Consider the following 21,056-nt stretch of genomic DNA (forward strand, 5'->3'; position numbering starts at 1 on the left):
TTGATATTATTTTAAGATATTATACATCCTATCAGTGCTTACATAATTATTCAAGGGTAAATTTCAGCTATTTTCAGAAAAAAAGAAGATTATGGTTCGTCTAGGGAAATACTTTACGAAAAATAGTATTTTTAGGCATATGTTAATATGTGGATGATGTTGAATATTTGGTATAAAGTGAAGTTGTCATGATAACGTAAGTTTGATTTTCATTCCGGCTGGACGCTTTCCTCAGTTTGTCCGATCGCCTATCCACAACAAAGAATCCTCAATGAAAACGAGCAGAACATTACCTTGCGTTGCTTTTCCTTATTTCGTCCAATGCATGATTAGGTACTTAGTGAACATGAAGTAACTTGTTAGACGTTAACAATAAATATAATATAGTAGAAACTCAGAATTTTTTGCGAAAAAAGAAACCATCTCATAGTCATTTGAGATGGTTCTTTCGGTGTGAAACAAAGCGATATAGGTAAATATATATAAATTTACTTAGTTTCAAAGAGTGAATTTATTTATATAAGTCGCTAATGTCTTATCTATTTTGTTTCATTACTGTTTTTTGGACTTTATTTTACCTGTCCAAGTACGGAAGCCGCCTTGTAGTTGGTAAATTTGGTTGTAGCCACGTTTTTTAAGAAACAGTGCAGCTCGAGAGCTACGGCCTGTATTTTGGCAGTATAAATATACTGGTAAATCTGGGCGGATTTCTTTGTAACGTTGACGTAGTGTAGTTGAAGGAACATTTCGTGCACCAAGAATGTGACCAGCTTCAAATTCTTTTTGCTCACGTACATCGATCAGCTGAGCTTTACGATAGCCTTCAATAAATTGTTCTTGTGTTAGGTTTGTTACGGCTTTTTTTAGTCGCATAGAATTAATGACGATATATGCAATTACGACTACTAACATTATACCGATTGTGATAAGTATGTCCAAAATTTTCTTACCCCTTTCTATCTTCTTTATTATTATAAAAGATGCGCTAGCGATAGTCCAATGAGTTTGATAAAATTAATTACATTGTGGCTAGAATTAATCTATTGAATGTTATGAGTGAAAGGCCACAGAATCATTCCACCCTATTCTTGGATTAGGGTGGGGGATTACTTCAATAAAGAATAGAACTAAACGCAGAGTGTCAAAATTTTGAGAAGCACTATTTTGGGCTATCATTAATAGTTGGATGACATTGTTAAAACGTATGACATATATAGTGATGAGACTTATTTTGTACACGTTCGCGAAGGTTTAATTTAATACTTGTAGGAGATGAATATATGACAACTTGGTATTTTCTAAATTCAGGGAAATGTAGTCCTTCTTTTAATATGGCATTAGACGAAGCATTACTTGATTGGCACAGTGAAGGTTTAATTCCGCCGGTTATTCGTTTTTATGAGTGGGAGCCAGCAACTCTTTCGATTGGCTATTTTCAGCAGGCGAAAAGAGATATCAATTTAGAAGCGGTGCGTGAACAAGGACTAGGCTTTGTTCGTCGTCCAACAGGCGGTAGAGCCGTTTTACATGAGCATGAGTTGACATATAGCGTCATTGTTTCAGAAAGCTATCCAGATATGCCTGAGTCAGTGACAGAGGCATATCGAGTGTTAAGTGAAGGGATATTGAAAGGTTTTCATAATTTAGGTATGGATGCTTATTTTAGTGTGCCTAATACAGAGGAACAAAGAGCAGACTTAAAGAAACCTAAAAGTGCAGTTTGCTTCGATGCGCCAAGCTGGTATGAGCTTGTCGTAGAAGGTAAAAAAGTAGCTGGTAGTGCACAAACTCGTCAAAAAGGTGTTATTTTACAGCACGGAGCTATTTTACTTGATTTAGATCAAGAAAAGTTATTGTCTGTCTTCAATTTTTCAAGTGAAGAGGCGAGAGCACGTATGCGTAGAAAGATGCCAGAGAAAGCAGTTGCTATCAATAACCTTGTGAAAGAACCAGTGACGATTGAACAATGTGTGACAGCTTTTAGAGATGGTTTTGCAAAATCGTTGCAAATTGATTTAAAACCATTTACACTTTCTGAGGAGCAATTAGAATATGTGCATGCACTTGAAGAAAAAAAATATGCATGTGATGATTGGAACTTCAAAAAATAAAAAATGGTATAAGAAAAATATTTTTTTATCGTTCAAACCTTGTGAGGACGAGCATTTCGGATGCTATTCGAAATTGCAAGAGTTGAATTAAAAAACTATATATAGTATCTTTTTTAAAGATTAATACACAATATGTAGTGTTTAGCGACACATGATATTGTGTATTTATATTTGTAAGGCAGAAAATAAGGGAGGCAAAACGATGGTACTCACAAATCATCAACCCGAAGTAAACAAATTTAAACAGTTAAACAAAGATATTGAACAATTTCCACAGGTGCATCCTGTAACGCCTGATATGCACATTACGCATAAAGGTGTATCAAGGCTTGTGATGATCGATCGCTACTCGTTTAAGGATACGGAGAAGAAAACGTTAAAAGCCGGTGATTTCGTCGTATTAACAGTGAAGGCAGATCCAAAATTCCCTGCACGTGGTTTAGGGACAATCCAAAAGCTTGATATGTCTACAAAAACAGCAGATATTTTGATTGAGGAGGATTATCGTAGTGCTTTAGATGATCCAAAAGAGCAAGAAACGGGTGTGATTACGCGTTCAATCGACGTGCTAGAAAAGCCTCTTGAAATTTTTTATGAACAAATCGCAAAACGAAATGCAACAGGACTTGCTTCTGTTGAAAAAACACAAGAGAAACGTCAAGAATGGTTTGAGAAGTTTTATGAGCAACTAGTATCATTAAAATTCATTCCAGCTGGACGAGTTATATACGGAGCGGGTTCTGAAACAGATGTAACTTTCTTCAACTGTTATGTAATGCCATTTGTAGCAGATTCACGTGAAGGAATCAGTGATCACCGTAAGCAAGTAATGGAAATTATGAGCCGCGGTGGTGGTGTAGGGACGAATGGTTCAACATTGCGTCCACGCAACACGTTAGCACGTGGTGTAAATGGTAAATCATCTGGTTCTGTGTCATGGTTAGATGATATTGCGAAGCTGACTCATCTTGTCGAACAAGGTGGCTCCCGTTAACCAAAAACGGCGGGATTAAAATCTCGTGAATTGCTGGAACACCCTTAGAGCTTTTCTTGCTACAACGTAAACTGTGAAGTTAGGCGTGAATGCTTGAAAAAAGAAAAGATTGGGCAATCAGCAGCGAAGCATCTATGGAAACGTAGTTGAACGTTCAACGACTATTGAACCTTCCTAAACTTTGAACCACATCGGAGGTGGGAGCATGGAAGAAGTAAATCGTATTGTACGGAGACGTCCTTACGAGGCGCGAGACAAAGAACGATTGATTAAAAGAATTATTGAGTTGCATGAAAACGGTATGAGCCAAGTTGATATTGCAAAAACACTTAACATAGGAAGAGGAACAATCCTTAGATGGAATAAAGAGCTAGAGCTTTTTAAAGCGAGAGAGCCTGGTCAAGCGGGAAAGCTGAAAAATAAGAAGTATCATTATGATGAAAACTACTTTAAAAATATCGATTCAGCAAATAAGGCTTATTTAGTAGGTTATATTACAGGTGATGGTACTCTATCTGACCGTGGTAAATCGAAACGTCTTATTCTATCACTTGCTGAGCAGGACCAACAATTGCTTGAAGATATTGCAAAAGAATTGTCTATGCAAGAAGCGATTAAACTCCGTCAACGATGTGCACCAAATGAACAAAATCAATACTCTTTAATAATTAATTCAACAGAAATGTGCAATGATTTAATGAGGTTGGGGATTAAACCTCGAAAAACAGGCTTTGAAAGTTGGATTGATTTTAAAAATGAGGATTTGCAATGGACTTATTTAAGAGGTTTTTTTGATGCAGATGGCCATTTTTCCAAGCGTGGGAGAATAGGTTTTACGGGTAATCGCGAAATGCTTTTATCATTACTTCAATTTTTGCATAATCAACAACTAGCTTTAACGGTTCATAAAGTTTACCCAAAACAAGGATGCGTTGACTTATACATTACTCGAAAAGATGATGTGTTAAAGATTGTTCGTAAGTTATACGAACATGGTTCCATACGACTCAATAGAAAATATGATAAAATCAAATCCTTCTTTGATGATATAGTCTGATCTTATGTAAAAGCATAAGAATGTGGCAGAAATGACCACATCAAAAAAGTATTTCAAAATACTTTTTTGTAACAAAAAGCGTGGGGCACAAATGATTATGCTGGCAGATTGGCATCCTGATATCGTGGAATTTATTATATCAAAAATGCAAAATCCACGTATTCTACGATACCTAATCGAAAATACAACAGATGAATCAATTATTCGTCTAGCAAAAGAAAAATTAAACTTTAAACCTCTTTCATTCCAAGAGGAAGCTATGTATCAAGGTATTGTAAACTATAAAGGTATCGAAGGCTTAGGCGGTTTTGATACGGCTATTATTCGTGAAGCGGAAAACAAGCTTCGTGATGGTGGTACTTATACTGTTCACAATCAAGAGTTTTTAACGGGTGCAAATATTTCTGTAACATTAACGAAAGAATTTATGCAAGCTGTAGAAAATGACGCTGACTTCGAGCTTCGCTTCCCAGCGGTTGAAGAATATACAAAAGAAGAAATGAACGTTTACAACACGGAATGGCATAAAGTTGGCGACGTACGTGAATGGGAGAAAATGGGCTATAAAGTACGCACATACCGTACGATTAAAGCGAAAGAATTATGGAATTTAATCAACGTTTGTGCTACGTACTCTGCAGAGCCAGGTATTTTCTTCATCGACAACGCCAATGAAATGACAAACGCAAAAGCTTATGGTCAAAGCGTTGTAGCGACAAATCCGTGTGGAGAACAACCACTTGCACCATATTCTGTGTGTAACTTAGCAGCTGTGAACTTAGCGCAGTTTGCAAATAAAGAAGATCAAACAATTGATTTCGAAGCACTACGTGAAACAGTTCGTGTTGGTGTTCGTATGCAGGATAATGTAATTGATGCAACACCATACTTCTTAGAAGAAAACCGTGTACAAGCTCTTGGAGAGCGTCGTGTTGGCTTAGGCGTAATGGGCTTAGCGGACTTACTAATTTATTGTGAGAAAGAATATGGCTCAGAAGCTGGTAATGAGCTAGTTGATGAAATCTTTAAGACGATTGCTGAAACTGCGTATGAGACGTCAACAGAACTTGCGAAAGAACGCGGTAGCTTCCCATTCCTTGTAGGAGCAACTGAGGAAGAGACTGCACGTTTACGTAAAGCATTTACTGAAACAGGCTTTATGCAAAAAATGCCTGCACACATTAAAGAACAAATTTTAGCAACGGGTATCCGTAACTCACATTTACTAACAGTAGCTCCAACTGGTTCTACAGGTACGATGGTAGGTGTAGCAACGGGTCTTGAGCCATACTTCTCGTTCACATATTACCGCTCAGGTCGTCTAGGTAAGTTCATCGAGGTAAAAGCGGAGATCGTGCAAGAATATTTAGAACGTTATCCAGAAGTAAATGAAAATGACCTTCCTGAATGGTTCGTTACAGCGATGGAGTTAAAACCAGAGGCTCACGCGGATGTACAATGTATCATCCAAAAATGGATTGATTCATCGATTTCAAAAACTGTAAATGCACCAAAAGGTTATACAGTACAACAAGTTGAAAAAGTGTACGAGCGTTTATATAAAGGTGGCGCTAAAGGTGGTACGGTCTATGTAGATGGTAGCCGTGATTCACAAGTACTTACATTGAAAGCAGAAGAAAATGATATGGATCAATTATCATTTGAAGAAGAATTTGTAGAAGAGCCAACAAAACGTCCTGTTGTGTTAGTAGATACGATTCAAGCTTTAGAATCGACAACAGTAATTGGTTCAGATGTAGGGAATACTTGCCCAGTATGCCGTAAAGGAACTGTTGAAGAAATCGGCGGCTGTAATACATGTACAAACTGTGCTGCACAATTAAAATGTGGCCTATAAAATAATGAAAAAGTGTCTATCTCGCCAAAAGTGCGGATAGGCATTTTTTATTTCATTCAGTAAATGTCATGGATTTTGAAGGAGTATACTTCAAAATGTGGAATTAATTTAAAGTTCGATCATTTATAAAAAAGTCTGATAAAAAGATCTATTTAGTAGAGTCTTTCTTTGTTCAACAATCAGGCCATATTGTTGAACAACACCGTGATATCAAGGTTAAAATAAGAGTTGTGAAGGTTTACACTTAAAGTAACAGGATGCAGGTTCGTTTCTATGTAGAAAATAACATTTTACCTCTTCTAAAACGAAGTTCTAACTGTATAGTTTATATATAGAAGATTATCTTGTAAAATTTAGTATTATAATAAAATTGAAAGAAAACGAAAGGCTTCGTTCAATTCAAGATCTTCTATCGAGCTTGTTAAGACTTCTGATACATGGCTATTATAAATCATTTCGTGTTTTGAAAAAGGATGGACAATAATAATGTTTAAAGGAGAGAAAAAATGAGTGTAGAAATTTTTAACGGAGAACGTTCTGAAGAAAGTGTTCAATTTGAAAAATGGTTAATTTCCCAAAGCAATAAAAAGAGTTTTTCTAGTATTGAAAATACCAAACAGTTCATTAAGCAGAGGGGAACTGAAAATATTCAGCCCTATGTTATTGGGGATGATGTTAATTTTTTAAGTGATATGAAGGAGCAGGCATTCGAGGGTATGCAGGTTTTTACTTTAAATGACCAAAAGTCTTTGAAACAAAAAGTTATTCTCTATTTACATGGTGGTGCTTGGACGAATCAACCTTTAAATTTACACTGGTTGTTCATGGATAAAATGGCGCAATCTTTAAATGTGAAAATTATTGCGCCCATTTATCCTAAAGTACCTCATTTTAACTATCAAGATACCTATCCAAAAATCCTCAACTTATATAAAGAAATTCTTGGAACCGTTGACAGTTCCAATCAATTAACGATCATGGGAGATTCGGCAGGCGGTAATATAACACTTGGTCTGGCCCTTCTTTTGAAGATGAACCATTTGCCTCAACCGAAAGATATTATTTTATTATCTGCATGTGTTGATATGGGTTTTGAAAACCCTCTTATACCTGAATATGAGGAAAAGGACCCGATGTTAGCTAGTGAAGGAATGGAAGTCATTATAAAGATATGGGCAGCTGATAAACATTTAAATGACCCATTGATTAGTCCTATTTACGGTGACTTTAAAGGACTTGGGAAAATTACTCATTTTATTGGAACACACGAATGTTTATATCCAGATGCAATAAAATTTGATGAAAAACTAACGGAACAAGGGATTGAAATCAATACCTTAGTTTATCCTAAAATGAATCATGTGTTTGTTGTGATGCCGATCCCTGAAGCCATAGATGCTCAACATAAAATTATTAATATAATTAGTAACCAGATAGATTAGCTAAACGAAAGGGTGCGTTACTTTAAGAAGCATGAGCTGATCAAAGGATTATTACAATATGTTTGTTCAATAAAAAGGCGATTTAAATAAGCAAGGTTCACAAAAAACATCAAATTTTTTATAACAATTGAGAATAGAAAAAGCGTGTTTGAATCAATCTTTTTTCAAAACATGCTTTTTCTTTTTGTTCATTTATCAATAGTATAAGTAGCTATTTGATCAAACTTTATTTCAAAGCAACACTATCTCGTGAAAGGCACTTTTTTATTTTTAAACCACTTATCCTACGTAAACGACCAGTCATCTAAAATCCATTTACATAATTAGTTAAAAATTTTATAGTGAAAACGAATGAAAGGACTGTGATGAAATGAAGGTAGAAGTGTCGATTGATCCGACATGCAAAGAGCCAAAAGTTATTATTCACACCGATCAGATGACCGATGAAATAGAGCATCTCATGCAGAGTATCGCTTCCGCTGAAGTCAATACATTATCGGTCTTCTCAGATAGAGGTGTCGAGTTTATTAGCTGTGGGGACATTGTGCGCATTTATACGGAGCAAAAGAAGGTTTTCGTGCAAACAATGGTTGATATTTACATTGCGCGCCTTCGCTTGTATGAGCTTGAAGAAAAGCTGAATACACAGATGTTTGTGCGTATTTCAAATGCTGAAATTGTTAATCGCAACATGATTAAACATATGGATATTAGCAGAACAGGAACCATCGGTGTTGAGCTAACAGGTGGGATTAAAACATACGCGTCAAGGCGTTATGTAACAAAAATTAAGAAGCAATTAGGGATATGAGGTGAAAGATGTGCGAAAAGACATACTAATTCGGATTTTAGGTGGATTTATTATAGGTGCGGTACTTGGACAAATCGTACAATTCTTTGTATCGCTTGGGATATCACAAGAAAGCTACGTTTGGGTAGTTCCTGAATTTCAAGCTTTATTTGAAAGTGAAACAATGGCAATTATGACTCAAGTTGTGTTGACGGGTTTGATTGGGATCACATTTGCGCTAGCTGCACTATTCTTTGAAATTGCGAGATGGGGTATGTTGAAGCAATATATTGTGCACTTTTTTGTAACGGCCATTATTTGGATACCAATTGTCATGGTTTTATGGATGCCGAAAACGATGGCCAATATTTTCTCCTTATTTGCAAGTTTCTTAGGAACTTATGTTGTGACATGGCTATTGCAATATAAGCTTTCGAAGCGCGATATTGAAAAGATTAATGCCATGCTAATCGAGAGGGGTGACTTTCATGACAATTGAAATAAAGGGCTTAACGAAGCATTATAAGGAAATTGTGGTAGTGGATCAGTTATCTTTATGTATAGAAAAGGGAGAATTTTTTGCACTTCTTGGTCAAAATGCAGCTGGTAAGACGACAACGATTAAAATGCTTTGCGGACTATTACCACCAACAGATGGAGATGCCATGTTGGATGGGGAAAGTATTGTTCACCATCAGGTCGCTGCTAAAAAGAAAATAAATATTTCTCCACAGGAAACGGCTGTTGCACCTAATTTAACTGTATTAGAAAATTTGCTATTTATGGGCCAGATTTATGGTTGCTCAAAAATAGAGGCAAAAAAACGAGCAAATGCACAGATGAATTTGTTTGGTTTAACTCCTCGCCAGTCTAGTAAAGCTAAAACGTTATCGGGTGGGTATATGCGTCGATTAAGTGTTGCAATGGCTATGATGTCTAATCCGAAAATACTCTTTCTAGATGAACCGACATTAGGGATGGATGTACGTGCACGTCGTGATTTATGGAAAATACTGAGCCAGTTAAAAGGTGAGGTAACGATTGTTTTAACAACTCACTATTTAGAAGAGGTAGAGATGCTGGCAGATCGTGTAGGGATTATGCATCGTGGGAAAATACGTGCTCTTGGTACAATTCAGCAATTAATGCATGAAACAAAAAAATATTCTTTAGAAGAAGTATTTTTAGAGCTTACAGAGGAGGATTCACTTTGAAGGCAAGTGTATTTGCGACAAGAAATCATAAGGAAATAGTACGGGATCCAGTAACACTAATTTTTGGCATGGGCTTACCGGTTCTAATTATGGCTCTATTTTCAGTCATGCAAAAAAATATGCCGTTTGGATTATTTGAAATTAGTAATCTAGCACCCGGCGTGATTGTTTTTAGTTTTTCGTTTCTTACTCTTTTTTCTGGCATGTTACTAGGTAAGGATAAAAGCTCATCCTTTTTAATGCGGATTTTTGCCTCTCCTATGTCAGCGGGTGATTATATTTTAGGCTATGTATTGCCTTTGCTGCCAATTGCATTATTACAAATTATTTTCTGTTTGCTCACCGCTCTATTTTTAGGTTTGTCATTCAATATATCTGCTTTTTTAATGGTAGGCGTACTTATTGTCATTTCCTTGTTGTATATTGGATTCGGTTTATTATTTGGAACAATTTTTACGGATAAGCAGGTAGGAGGCATCTTTGCGATATTTGTCAATTTATCAACATGGTTAAGCGGTACGTGGTTTGAGCCTGATATGATCGGTGGTACATTTCAATCTATTGCTCAATTATTGCCGTTTGTCCATGCTGTTAATGCAGCACGTGCAGCACTAAGTGGAGCGTACTTAGATGTTTGCCTACCACTCTCTATCGTTATAGGTTATACGGTCTTTATTTTTATTATTGCTACTCTCTTATTTAAACGAAAGATGCGAGGGCAGTACTAAAAACTTTAAATAGTTTAATAATGAGGGCAGGTCCAAACAGATGATTCATCAGTTGTTTGGACCTGCCCCTTTAATTTCTTTCAGCCGATTTCGGACGCAATTATGCCGAAGCCTAGCTGATTTTTTTAGTCATGATTCAAAGTAGCTGCGATTTCTGGTTGTTGCTCAACTTGAAGTAACATATTGAAAGATGCGATGGCAACTTCCACTTGGTCATCTTTCGGTTCACGTGTTGTCAGTAATTGTAGCCATAAACCTGGATAGCCAAGGAATCGTAACACCGGAATATTACGACACGCATTTGTCGCTTGGAGTACTTCAAAAGATAGACCAAGAACAACTGGGATTAATAAAATACGGTCCAAAAGACGTAACCATAGTGGATCCGTTGGCACGAAGAAATATAAAAACATGCCGACAAAGACAGTGAACAGCATAAAACTACTTCCGCATCGATAATGTAAGCGTGATTGTGCTTGTACATTTTGCACTGTGACTTCCATACCTGCTTCATAGCAATTTATAACTTTATGTTCTGCACCATGATATTGGAATACTCGTTTAATAATAGGTGTTAAAGATATAAAATATAAATAGGTTAGTAATAAAAGTAGCTTAATACCACTCTCAAGTAAAATTTGACCGGTCTTACTCTCTATCCAACTAGAGAAAAAATCCGCAATAAATACTGGAATTAATGTAAAGGCAAATTTACCAAATAAAAAGGAAAGAATACCTACAACTGCAACTCCTAACATCATTTGAAGTTTCGAACCTTCTTCTTTATGTTCCTCTTCTTCGCCAGGTGTAATGTCGTAACGATCCCCTGAAAATTGCATATGGCGTGAGCCTAAACCAGCAGATTCAATTAGTGCGACAACGCCTCGAATCAATGGGATTTTTTTTAGCTTTTGTAAGATAGGATTTTGAACCTTTTTATAATGATAATAATCAATGGAATCATCGTTACGGCGAATGGCAGTAATCGTATGTTCCTTTCCTCCGAACATTACACCCTCTAATTGTGCTTGTCCCCCGTAAACAGGTGAATTGCTCAAGGCTAACACCACTCTCTTTATTTATTTCAACTGTACCATTGTACTAAATTTAGTGAAAAACCTCTAGAGTTACGCATAGTAAAATTTCTATATGGCTACACTAATCGTACAAGTTAGGAAATGATTAACGGTAGAAAATTAACTAAGGGTAGGAGGGGTTTGCTTGAAAGTGGCTAGTATAACATCGCTCGTCAGTGCACTTTTTTTAGCATTGTGTTTAAAGGGTCTTCAATATTTGCATCTTATTAAATGGAATCCAATAGGTTTTTATAAAAAGTGGGAGCTGTTTGAAGGTAGCTCAAAACTTTTTCAATGGAGTTTTTTAATTCTAGTTTTATTTATCATTGGATTTTTATTATTTATTACATTGAGATATGTTTATATTATTCCAGCTATTTTATCTTCTTTTTTGCTCGGACTTTTTTTGACCATCACATTAGAATGGATTGCTCTTGATTTGCCTTTACAACTTTCATCCTTTAAGAAATTATCGATTCCTTTCATGGTCGTTGTTATTTGTCTTTTACGGTTCTTGCTTGAAACAGCGAATTTTCATCAGAAAGAGCATACAGCACAAAAAGGAAATTAGTTGCTGTATGCGCCTTGCCCTGTATGATAAAATAAATGGCAAGTACATAGAAAGAGGAGAATATGCGTGAAGTTATTATGTTTGAATGGACCTAATTTAAATCGACTAGGTAAACGAGAGCCACATATTTATGGTTATGAAACATTAGAAGATGTGAAAAAAAATGTTCAGAATCTTGCGGCGTCTTTAGGTGCCACTGTCGAGTTTCGTCAATCTAATCATGAGGGAGTACTTGTTGATTGGATGCATGAAGCAGAAGACGAAAAATATGATGGTATTATCTTTAATCCCGGTGCATATACCCATACAAGCATAGCGTTACATGACGCGATTGCAGGGATTTCTGTGCCGGTTATAGAAGTACATATTTCAAATATCCACAAACGTGAGGCTTTTCGTCATCATTCCTATCTTGCTCCGGCATGCCTTGGTCAAATCTGTGGACTGGGTACGAAAGGCTATGAACTGGCACTACGCACATTTATCGAGAGGGAGAATTGATTATGTTGAAATTGCAAAAGCTACGTAAGGCACTTCAAGAACAAAATATCGATGGCATTTTAATTACGAACGGGTATAATCGTCGTTATATGACTGGTTTTACAGGAACAGCGGGCGTAGCGATTGTGTCTCAAAATGATGCTGTGTTTATCACGGATTTTCGTTATACAGAGCAAGCTGCTGCACAAGTACAGGACTTCCGAATTGTACAGCATGAGGCAACAATCCTTGAAGAAATTGGAACGCAAGTAAATAACATGGGTATCAAATTATTGGGCTTTGAGAAAGATACTGTTAGCTATGGCACATATGAGCTTTATAAAAATATAATTCAAGCTGATTTAGTACCGATTTCTGGGCTAATTGAAAAAATTCGCTTGATTAAGACGCAACAAGAGATTAATATTATTAAGGTTGCGTGTGAAATTGCTGATCACGCATTTACACATATTTTAGACTTCATCAAGCCAGGTAAAACAGAGCTTGAAGTTTCGAATGAATTAGAATTCTTCATGCGTAAACAAGGAGCAACTCAGTCCTCATTTGATACAATTGTTGCGTCTGGTCTTCGCTCGGCGCTACCACATGGCGTTGCAACGAATAAAGTGATTGAAAAAGGCGACTTTGTCACATTAGACTTTGGAGCGCTGTACAATGGCTATATCTCGGATATTACACGTACTGTGGCAGTTGGCGAACCATCTGAAAAATTAGTGGATATGTACAACGCAGTACTTGCTTCCCAGCTTCTAGCACTTGAAAAAGTAGGTCCTGGATTAACAGGGGTTCAAGCAGATGCGATTGCACGTGACTACTTAAAAGAAAAAGGCTATGGCGAGGCATTTGGTCATTCGTTAGGACACGGGATTGGTCTTGAAGTACATGAAGGCCCTGGCTTATCGATGCGTTCAAATACGGTACTAGAGCCAGGTATGGCCGTAACGATTGAACCAGGAGTTTATTTACCAGGTATCGGTGGTGTACGTATCGAGGACGATATTTTAATCACAGAGACAGGTAATGAACTACTAACGCATTCGTCAAAAGAACTCATTATTTTATAATCTATGGAGGAACACAAATGATTTCAGTAAACGATTTCCGTACAGGTCTAACAATTATTGTTGATGGCCAATTATACCGCGTGTTAGATTTCCAACACGTTAAACCAGGTAAAGGTGCTGCGTTCGTACGTTCTAAATTACGTAATCTACGTAACGGTTCAGTAAATGAAAAAACTTTCCGTGCAGGTGAGAAAGTTGAAAAAGCACAAATTGATAACCGTAAAATGCAATACCTTTATGCACAAGGTGACGAGCATGTTTTCATGGATCTAGAATCATATGAGCAAACTGAACTTGCTTCAGCTGCAATTGAATATGAATTAAAATTCTTAAAAGAAAACATGGAAGTGCATATTCAATCATACCAAAGTGAAATGCTAGGTATTGAATTACCAAACACTGTTGAGCTAGAAGTAGCAGAAACTGAGCCTGGTATTAAAGGTGATACAGCTTCTGGTGGTACAAAACCTGCAACTCTTGAAACAGGTCTTATTGTACAAGTACCATTCTTCGTTAACCAAGGTGACAAATTAATCATCAATACAGAAGAAGCTTCTTACGTTTCTCGTGCGTAATGAATAACAACATGCAACCTACTCTTTTCTAACAAAAGGGTAGGTTTTTTTATACATATAATGATAGAAGAGCCAAAGCGACGGATAGAATTACCGAAGCAATGGATAGATAGAAAGTCACGAAGAGAAGATTTTTTTATTTGCATGATGGTCATATATGGAAGAAACGTTTACAATAAAAGTAAGGAGTGAATGTTATGCTACAAACAATTTTTGAAATACCAACCCCAATGATTCAAGCACCAATGGCTGGTGTTACATCGCCAAAATTTGTTGCTGCCTGCGCAGAGGCAGGTATTTTAGGTTCGATTGGAGCGGGTTATTTAGATGGGGAACAAACGAAAAGCTTTATTCAGGAAGTTAAACAGCTAACGAAAAAACCGTTTGCAGTAAACTTATTTGTACAGGAAGAGCCACGTATTGATATTGATGTTCTTCAGAAGGCTCGAATGGCTTTACAACCGTTTTACGACGAGCTTGGCCTTTCGCCTGTGCAAAGTGTGATGTCCAAGGAAGTATTTGAAGGACAAGTACAAGCCGTTCTTGATGAAAATGTAGCTATTTGTTCCTTTACATTTGGCATTCCTTCAGCAGATGTCATTCAGCGCTTACAGGACAATGACGTTTATGTTATTGGCACAGCTACTACATTAGAGGAAGCGAAGCGTGTAGAACAAGCGGGAATGCATGCTGTTGTCCTTCAGGGTGGTGAGGCTGGTGGTCATCGTGGTTCCTTCACTGAACCGATGCAATTCATCCATTTGCACGATTTACTGCAGCAGGTAATAGGACAAATTTCCATTCCGATTATCGCAGCAGGAGGTATTGTCACAAAAGAAGCTGTCGAACAAGCATTAGCAATAGGTGCACAGGCAGTTCAAATTGGTACAGCTTTATTAGTGGCAGATGAGTGTGAAATTTCCCCGCTTTATAAAAATGCCGTGCTTCAATCACAAGCACAGCAGACGACCGTTACTCGTGCTTTTTCGGGTAAACCAGCAAGAGGCTTAGCGAATGCTTTTACGGAACGTATGAAGGATGCTGTTGTGGCACCATATCCATTGCAAAATGATTTAACTACAACTATTCGTAAAGAAAGTGCAAAACAAGGAAATGCTGAATTTTTATCAATGTGGATGGGCGAAAATAGCTATTTAGTGAAACAAACTGGCTCCGTGAAAAGCATCGTGGAAAAATTACTTTAACAGGCGTGATTAAGGAAAAATAGGTTTATTATTGAGTGATAAAAGGATGTATTGTTGCTATTTTGCTAGTACATTCCCATTTTTAACTGATTGTAGCGTAGGGCTACTCGAGTGCTCCTGTCGCTTCGCTTTCGTCGCAGGCAAAGCTTCCCGCGGGAAAGCGAGTAGCCTGTAGCGGAAATCAGAGCCTTCAAATTTTGTTAGCGTGGATAAAAATGGTTAATCAATACACCTGTTACTTTAATTCATAAATATCTTAGATCTCTATACATATGTATGGAGGTCTTTTTTTTTGCTTGCAACATATATTGCTGTACACGAGGGGGCGTATGAATGGAATTACAAGACGTATTAAGGGTCGCTGGAGTGGGACTAGTAGTTGCGCTTCTTCATGTTTTCTTTGATCAAACAGGAAAAAAAGAATTTTCATTTTTCCTTTTTTTCATTGCCTACTTATATATGACAGCGGAATTACTGCGATTTTTGCGTCTATTTTTCACTGAAATCCTTACATTCTTCCAATGGCTGACCTCTTCCGGGTAGTGTAAATGGAAATTGTCATCTTAGCTGTTGTCATGCTGCTTTTATTATTGCTTATAAAAGAAGTCATACAGCCACTCCATGCGCTAATTAGTGTGATGTTTTCGTTTTTGCTGTTCAGTATGTTGTTCTCGGCACTCCTCTTGCCATTCATCAAGCAATTGCTTGAGACGTTAGCTTTCCTGCCTTATGCAAAAGCCGTTGTGGTGAGTGCCAGCCTTTTTTATATTGGGCAGTGGGTGTCTATGTTACTTATAGAACAAAACTATAAAGTACTCGGGAACATTGTCAATGATGGGGTCAAGATTGTCATTTTGGGATATTGGTTTAAGGAATTTTTGGCTGTCTTACAGGAGGTGTCGGCCATTTTACAACGGCTAAACTAAGGGGCGAAGACATTGCTAGAGCAAATATTTTCGTTTTTAATTGATCCATTCTTTCTATTGCTAAAGATGACACTTATTTTATGTGGCTACGTCATCATTATTTTGATTGTCAATATGATATTACCAGAATTTGAAAAAGGGACAAGATTACTTTTTTTTCTTATTGTACTTGCAACAATAGGACCTGTCGTTGTGGATTCATTTAATTTGATTGACAAAATAGCACAGGGACTGGCCCATATATTCACTGCATTTTACCCCATTCTTACCTCAAGTTTTCTTTTATCAAGCAGTATTACAGCCATTGCCTCTTGGCAGCCCTTTTTACTATTCTTCGTACAAGTCTTAACGATTATTAGTAGTAAGTGGCTTATTCCAGGAGTGCTTTTTGCCATTGTTTTTGATGTTTGCAGTGTTATTGTCAAAGAAATTTCGTTTACGAGAATTGCAGAATTGATTCGTTTTACGATTATGAGTGTCGTCTCTGCATCTGTTATTTGTTACATCATCTTAATGTCAGCAAGTGGTGTTGTGGCCTTTAGTGTCAACGCAGCTGTTGCAGAGCCTGTGAAGAAATTAATAGAGGAAAATATTCCGGTTGTTGGTTCCTTTATAGTGGATAGTTTTTCGATGTTTCAGCATATGACGCAATTTACTTCTTCTGTTAGTAGTATTACTGCGTTTATAGCTGTAATTACAGTGGCGTTCATTCCAACAGTTCAGCTTGTTGTCAGTGCGTATTCATTGAAACTGTTAGCTGCTATTTTAGAACCAGTTGCCTTCGATGATATTTGTAGACTACTAGATCATGTTAGTAAATCTCTATTTACATTATGTGCTGTATCATTTCTAATTGCTTTTTCATTTATGTTTACTTGTTTTTTCCTCATCGTTTTTGTACAAGTTATGGCCGGGGGGAGATAAATTGATTCTTTTAGTGGCAATGCTCTTTATCTGTCAGATATTTGTGTTTCTAACAGATGATAAAGAAATAATTTCACTCACAAAGCTTGTCATTACGTTACTATTTTTGCAATTGCTATTAAAGATTCCATTTATCAATTCATAGGAGGAAACAAGCGTACATACACTTGAAAAAGAGAAGATGAAAGGAGGCAATGTACAAGTGATGTGGAAAAGACACGAAAAAAAACAACGTCATTTTTAATCTTAGTGCTTATTGCTGCCTCCATGGGAATTTTTATCATTTTACCAATGTATCAAACGAATTCAATGAATGAGCAAGAAACACCGGTGACCAATGAAGTGAAACTTGAGCAGACACTTAAGGCTATGCAAGGTGTTGGGGAGGTCAAAGTATATTTTTATTACGGAGAGATGACAGAAGAAAAGGATGAGAACAAACTATTCAGTCAATATTTTCGAGGAACTGAACAAAGCACGAAAGAGGTAACAGGGATGTTAATTGTTTCAGAAGGAGCATCAGATATCTTTGTAAAAAATGAAATTCGTGCTGTCGTTAGTCAAGTAATGCAATTGCCGATTCATCGAATTATTATCGTTCCAATGGAAAATAAGGAGGAAAAGTAAATGCGCGTACGTAGAAGAACAGTTTGGTTTATGACATTATTAAGTCTAGTAGCGGTTATTTCAGTGTATTATTTGGTTGATCCAGCAAAACAATTTAATGGACTTACTATTTTCACAGATGATACATTACAGCAAACTGCGGTAACGGGTGTGACAGATCAAGAAGCAACAAAAGAGGGTGAGACGAAGGAAGTATCTTCTCCAAGTCACTTATTTGAAGAAATGCGCATGCAAGTTAGTGATGAAAGAAGCCAGCTTCGTCAACAATTAACGCAGAAAATCGGTTCACAAGAAGCCTCAGCTGAAGAAAAAAATAAGGCCTATAATGACATGGATAGTCTTATTAAACAAGAATCCGCAGAAGCAATGCTAGAAATGCTTATTAAATCTTTAGGTTACTCAGATGCCTTTGTAAAAGCTGATGGCGATAAGGTATCCGTAACGGTTATGGCGGAGGAGCTATCAAAATCTCAAGCAAATGAAATTATTTATTTGGTAAGAACAGAGATGGAAGGCGCAAATGACGTCCAAGTAAAATTCAGTGCAAATAATAACTATTAAAAGATAAAGAAAAAGATGAAGATTCTGTTTATTTAATAACATTGTTATATATCAGCGTAATGAAAAGGCTTTCGTTTAGTAAAGGAAAGCCTTTTATTTTGTGCATATTTACTTAATTTTCATTAAACTATTTCAAATTGTTTCAAATAAATATAAAATAGTGCTTGTAGTAGATTTTATTTCATAAGGAGAGTTAGAAATGTTCAAAATTCAAGAAATTCGTGAAATCATTAAATTGGTAGATTCTTCTTCAATTGACGAGTTCGTTTATGAAGTAGATGGCGCAAAAGTTAAGTTAAAAAAGAATGGTGTTGTTGTTACTGAAACTGTAGCACCTAAAAAAGAAGTAGCAGCACCTGTTGTACAACAATCTGCACCAGCAGCACCTGTTGCACCAGTGGCAGCGCCAGCAAAAGCTGAAGAAGCACCAGCTACAGCTGCAGCGCCAGCAAATAACGACCCATCGTTACATAAAATTGTGTCGCCGATGGTTGGTACTTTTTATCAGTCTCCAAGCCCAGATTTACCAGCTTACGTTAAAATGGGGGACAAAGTTGGTAATGAAACAATTGTATGTATCGTAGAAGCTATGAAACTATTCAACGAAATTGAAGCAGAAGTTCAAGGGGAAATCGTTGAAGTACTTGTTAAAGACGGTGAATTAGTAGAATACGGTCAACCATTATTCCTTGTAAAAGCTGAGTAAGGAGTGCAAACCATGAAAAAAGTATTAATTGCAAACCGCGGCGAAATCGCTGTGCGTATTATTCGCGCCTGTAAAGAGTTAGGTATTCAATCTGTTGCCGTATTCTCAGAAGCAGACGCAGACGCATTACATGTGAAATTAGCAGACGAAGCATACTGCATCGGGCCAAAGCTATCAAAAGATTCATATCTTAGCTTCCCGGCTTTACTTAGCGTAGCAGAAAAAACTGGTGCAGACGGTATCCACCCTGGTTACGGCTTTGTATCTGAAAACGCTGACTTCGCTGAGGCTTGTGAAAACGCAGGCATTAAGTTCATTGGACCTTCATCTGATTCTATTAAAATTATGGGTATTAAAGACGTTGCACGTACAACAATGGAAGCAGCAGGTGTTCCACTTGTTCCGGGTACTGGTATTGTTCCAGATATCGAAACAGGTAAAGAATGGGCTGCTAAAATTGGTTATCCAGTGATCATCAAAGCAACTGCTGGTGGTGGCGGTAAAGGTATCCGTGTAGCTCGTACAGAAGAAGACCTTGTAAAAGGCATTGAAATTACGCAAAAAGAGGCTGCTGCAGCATTCGGTAACCCGGGCGTATATTTAGAAAAATTCATCGAGTACTTCCGTCACTGTGAGATCCAAGTATTAGCGGATGGCCATGGTAACGTTGTACATTTAGGTGAACGTGACTGTACAGTTCAACGCCGTATGCAGAAATTAGTAGAGGAAGCTCCATCTCCAGCGCTATCTTCTGAGCGCCGTGCTGAAATGGGTGCAGCTGCTGTTAAAGCTGCAGAAGCTTGTAACTATGAAGGTGCTGGAACAATCGAGTTTATTTATGACTATCGAGAAGATAAATTCTACTTCATGGAAATGAATACTCGTATCCAAGTAGAACACCCAGTAACTGAAATGATTTCTGGTGTAGATCTTGTACAACAACAATTAAAAATTGCATCTGGTGAAAAACTTCCTTTCACTCAAGATGATATTAAATTAAACGGATGGGCTATTGAATGCCGTATTAACGCAGAAAATGCTTATAAAAACTTCATGCCATCAGCGGGTACTGTAGATACTTACGTAACTCCAGGTGGCTATGGTGTACGTATTGACTCTGCTGTTTACGCAGGCTATACAATCCCTCCATACTATGATTCAATGGTTGCTAAACTAATTGTTCATGCCAATACACGTGAAGAAGCGATTGCGAAAATGAATCGTGCGCTTAGCGAATTTGAAGTATCTGGTCCTGGTATCAATACAACAATTCCATTCCACCAAGCATTGATGAACAATGACGTTTTCAAATCAGCGCAATTCAATACGAAGTTCCTTGAAGAGAATGATGTTTTGGGGACAAGCAAGTAAGACGTATTCGTTAACAACGGAATAGAATACGGAATAGAACGCTAACGTCTATTTCTTATACCTTCTGACTTTTATTAGTCAGGAGGTTTTTTATTTGTCTAAAATTAATCAGCGTTCATGCTTATTTGATTTAAAAGATATGAAAGGCGAAATTAATCTTAATTTTGACGCTCAGCTATCGCAATTAAAGATCCATTGCCAAGAGTTAAACGCTCAACTAGTAGAGTCATATACAATGCTGATCCTTCGCCAACAGAATCGGCAAATAGTCGCTAGAGCTTGCGCCAACAAGCGACTAGTATCATAATCGTAGCGCCAACTGCGATTATAAAACGGTTACTTTGCAGCGTAGCCGTTTTTCTTTATCTCCTTATCAAAAGTTCTCGTCGGGTTTCGGAAGAGTAAAGCATAGCGCCTTCATTTCACCTCTATAGCCGTTGCTAAAAACGGTTTTAAATCATAAGTTGGTGTAATTACCATCTAAAGCGTTTTGACGCTAAACCAAACGGAATTATAAGGAGGATTGAACGAAGTGAACATCACAATAGGCATCTTAGATATTCAACGGAAGATACTCGAGCAGACTGGACGTAAAACTGATGTATATTACAGCGAAGGTCAAGGCGCTTTGTACGTATTCATGGGAGACGCCTTAACGGTGCAGAACGTTATTTATGCAGTGTCTGAAATGGAATTAATAATGAACGCAATTTAATGAGGAGGAATAAATTTTTCCTAAAAGTTGTCCCAAAATC

24 protein-coding genes and 2 pseudogenes are annotated in these 21,056 nt (G+C 37.2%); 24 read left to right on the plus strand and 2 right to left on the minus strand.

Translation table 11 applies throughout. The features are described 5' to 3' along the window. Nucleotides 1-552: 552 nt before the first annotated feature. The gene (locus tag ACB089_RS09065) at nucleotides 553-939 is read right to left on the minus strand and encodes a rhodanese-like domain-containing protein (RefSeq protein WP_068984792.1); all 387 of its coding nucleotides are present in this window, start codon (nucleotides 937-939) and stop codon (nucleotides 553-555) included. Nucleotides 940-1,280: 341 nt separating this feature from the next. Here ACB089_RS09065 and ACB089_RS09070 point away from each other — a divergent pair, with 341 nt between their 5' ends. From ACB089_RS09070 to ACB089_RS09110, 9 genes and pseudogenes are all read left to right on the plus strand, one after another. Beyond that, entirely contained in the window at nucleotides 1,281-2,111 is an 831-nt protein-coding gene (locus ACB089_RS09070; RefSeq protein ID WP_374966131.1) for a biotin/lipoate A/B protein ligase family protein, read from the plus strand. Between the two features lie 202 nt (nucleotides 2,112-2,313). Beyond that, nucleotides 2,314-3,102, plus strand: a pseudogene (locus ACB089_RS09075) (ribonucleotide reductase N-terminal alpha domain-containing protein); the annotation flags it as partial. 208 nt (nucleotides 3,103-3,310) lie between these two features. Further along, complete coding sequence (locus tag ACB089_RS09080; RefSeq protein ID WP_374966132.1) at nucleotides 3,311-4,162, plus strand: LAGLIDADG family homing endonuclease; 852 nt, start codon at nucleotides 3,311-3,313, stop codon at nucleotides 4,160-4,162. A 76-nt stretch (nucleotides 4,163-4,238) separates the two neighbouring features. Further along, nucleotides 4,239-6,020, plus strand: a pseudogene (locus ACB089_RS09085) (vitamin B12-dependent ribonucleotide reductase); the annotation flags it as partial. 506 nt (nucleotides 6,021-6,526) lie between these two features. Continuing rightward, on the plus strand, nucleotides 6,527-7,462 hold the full coding sequence (locus tag ACB089_RS09090) for an alpha/beta hydrolase fold domain-containing protein (protein ID WP_374966133.1): 936 nt from the start codon (nucleotides 6,527-6,529) through the stop codon (nucleotides 7,460-7,462). A 370-nt stretch (nucleotides 7,463-7,832) separates the two neighbouring features. Continuing rightward, nucleotides 7,833-8,273, plus strand: a complete 441-nt coding sequence (locus ACB089_RS09095; protein WP_374966134.1) for a LytTR family DNA-binding domain-containing protein — start codon at nucleotides 7,833-7,835, stop codon at nucleotides 8,271-8,273. A 10-nt stretch (nucleotides 8,274-8,283) separates the two neighbouring features. Further along, complete coding sequence (locus ACB089_RS09100) at nucleotides 8,284-8,751, plus strand: DUF3021 domain-containing protein (protein WP_374966135.1); 468 nt, start codon at nucleotides 8,284-8,286, stop codon at nucleotides 8,749-8,751. Beyond that, nucleotides 8,741-9,466, plus strand: a complete 726-nt coding sequence (locus ACB089_RS09105) for an ABC transporter ATP-binding protein (RefSeq protein WP_374966136.1) — start codon at nucleotides 8,741-8,743, stop codon at nucleotides 9,464-9,466. Before ACB089_RS09100 ends, ACB089_RS09105 begins: the two co-directional genes overlap by 11 nt. Further along, nucleotides 9,463-10,194, plus strand: coding sequence for an ABC transporter permease (locus tag ACB089_RS09110; RefSeq protein ID WP_374966137.1), 732 nt, complete (start codon nucleotides 9,463-9,465; stop codon nucleotides 10,192-10,194). The genes ACB089_RS09105 and ACB089_RS09110 overlap by 4 nt, the downstream gene beginning before the upstream one ends. Nucleotides 10,195-10,319: 125 nt before the next feature. Here ACB089_RS09110 and ACB089_RS09115 read toward each other — a convergent pair whose 3' ends face one another. Next, on the minus strand, nucleotides 10,320-11,252 hold the full coding sequence (locus ACB089_RS09115; RefSeq protein WP_374966138.1) for a DUF1385 domain-containing protein: 933 nt from the start codon (nucleotides 11,250-11,252) through the stop codon (nucleotides 10,320-10,322). A 169-nt stretch (nucleotides 11,253-11,421) separates the two neighbouring features. Between ACB089_RS09115 and ACB089_RS09120 the strand changes: the two genes are divergently transcribed. From ACB089_RS09120 to ACB089_RS09190, 15 genes are all read left to right on the plus strand, one after another. Then, nucleotides 11,422-11,841: a hypothetical protein gene (locus ACB089_RS09120; protein ID WP_374967533.1), complete on the plus strand. Its 420-nt coding sequence runs from the start codon at nucleotides 11,422-11,424 to the stop codon at nucleotides 11,839-11,841. Between the two features lie 66 nt (nucleotides 11,842-11,907). Continuing rightward, nucleotides 11,908-12,342, plus strand: coding sequence for a type II 3-dehydroquinate dehydratase (gene aroQ, locus ACB089_RS09125; RefSeq protein ID WP_368636646.1), 435 nt, complete (start codon nucleotides 11,908-11,910; stop codon nucleotides 12,340-12,342). Between the two features lie 2 nt (nucleotides 12,343-12,344). Next, on the plus strand, nucleotides 12,345-13,406 hold the full coding sequence (locus tag ACB089_RS09130; RefSeq protein WP_068984781.1) for a Xaa-Pro peptidase family protein: 1,062 nt from the start codon (nucleotides 12,345-12,347) through the stop codon (nucleotides 13,404-13,406). Nucleotides 13,407-13,423: 17 nt separating this feature from the next. Beyond that, on the plus strand, nucleotides 13,424-13,981 hold the full coding sequence (efp, locus tag ACB089_RS09135) for an elongation factor P (RefSeq protein WP_068984780.1): 558 nt from the start codon (nucleotides 13,424-13,426) through the stop codon (nucleotides 13,979-13,981). A gap of 197 nt (nucleotides 13,982-14,178) precedes the next feature. Further along, the gene (locus ACB089_RS09140) at nucleotides 14,179-15,186 is read left to right on the plus strand and encodes an NAD(P)H-dependent flavin oxidoreductase (protein WP_374966139.1); all 1,008 of its coding nucleotides are present in this window, start codon (nucleotides 14,179-14,181) and stop codon (nucleotides 15,184-15,186) included. Nucleotides 15,187-15,519: 333 nt separating this feature from the next. Continuing rightward, nucleotides 15,520-15,729, plus strand: a complete 210-nt coding sequence (locus ACB089_RS09145; RefSeq protein ID WP_008179863.1) for a hypothetical protein — start codon at nucleotides 15,520-15,522, stop codon at nucleotides 15,727-15,729. Between the two features lie 5 nt (nucleotides 15,730-15,734). Further along, the gene (locus tag ACB089_RS09150) at nucleotides 15,735-16,112 is read left to right on the plus strand and encodes a hypothetical protein (protein ID WP_368636649.1); all 378 of its coding nucleotides are present in this window, start codon (nucleotides 15,735-15,737) and stop codon (nucleotides 16,110-16,112) included. A 12-nt stretch (nucleotides 16,113-16,124) separates the two neighbouring features. Then, entirely contained in the window at nucleotides 16,125-17,036 is a 912-nt protein-coding gene (locus ACB089_RS09155) for a stage III sporulation protein AE (protein ID WP_368636650.1), read from the plus strand. 1 nt (nucleotide 17,037) lies between these two features. Further along, nucleotides 17,038-17,181: a hypothetical protein gene (locus ACB089_RS09160; RefSeq protein ID WP_368636651.1), complete on the plus strand. Its 144-nt coding sequence runs from the start codon at nucleotides 17,038-17,040 to the stop codon at nucleotides 17,179-17,181. Nucleotides 17,182-17,243: 62 nt separating this feature from the next. Then, the gene (locus ACB089_RS09165) at nucleotides 17,244-17,663 is read left to right on the plus strand and encodes a hypothetical protein (RefSeq protein WP_368636652.1); all 420 of its coding nucleotides are present in this window, start codon (nucleotides 17,244-17,246) and stop codon (nucleotides 17,661-17,663) included. Then, nucleotides 17,664-18,224: a SpoIIIAH-like family protein gene (locus ACB089_RS09170; RefSeq protein WP_068984775.1), complete on the plus strand. Its 561-nt coding sequence runs from the start codon at nucleotides 17,664-17,666 to the stop codon at nucleotides 18,222-18,224. It begins immediately after the preceding gene. Between the two features lie 199 nt (nucleotides 18,225-18,423). Next, nucleotides 18,424-18,930, plus strand: coding sequence for an acetyl-CoA carboxylase biotin carboxyl carrier protein (gene accB, locus ACB089_RS09175; protein ID WP_374966140.1), 507 nt, complete (start codon nucleotides 18,424-18,426; stop codon nucleotides 18,928-18,930). A gap of 12 nt (nucleotides 18,931-18,942) precedes the next feature. After that, on the plus strand, nucleotides 18,943-20,301 hold the full coding sequence (accC, locus tag ACB089_RS09180) for an acetyl-CoA carboxylase biotin carboxylase subunit (RefSeq protein ID WP_374966141.1): 1,359 nt from the start codon (nucleotides 18,943-18,945) through the stop codon (nucleotides 20,299-20,301). 94 nt (nucleotides 20,302-20,395) lie between these two features. Further along, nucleotides 20,396-20,608, plus strand: coding sequence for a hypothetical protein (locus ACB089_RS09185; RefSeq protein WP_374966142.1), 213 nt, complete (start codon nucleotides 20,396-20,398; stop codon nucleotides 20,606-20,608). A 225-nt stretch (nucleotides 20,609-20,833) separates the two neighbouring features. Beyond that, on the plus strand, nucleotides 20,834-21,016 hold the full coding sequence (locus ACB089_RS09190; RefSeq protein ID WP_068984771.1) for a hypothetical protein: 183 nt from the start codon (nucleotides 20,834-20,836) through the stop codon (nucleotides 21,014-21,016). Nucleotides 21,017-21,056 lie beyond the last annotated feature (40 nt).

Origin of the sequence: Lysinibacillus sp. RS10, from assembly GCF_041956855.1 — a bacterium.
GTDB classification, from domain to species: domain Bacteria; phylum Bacillota; class Bacilli; order Bacillales_A; family Planococcaceae; genus Lysinibacillus; species Lysinibacillus xylanilyticus_A.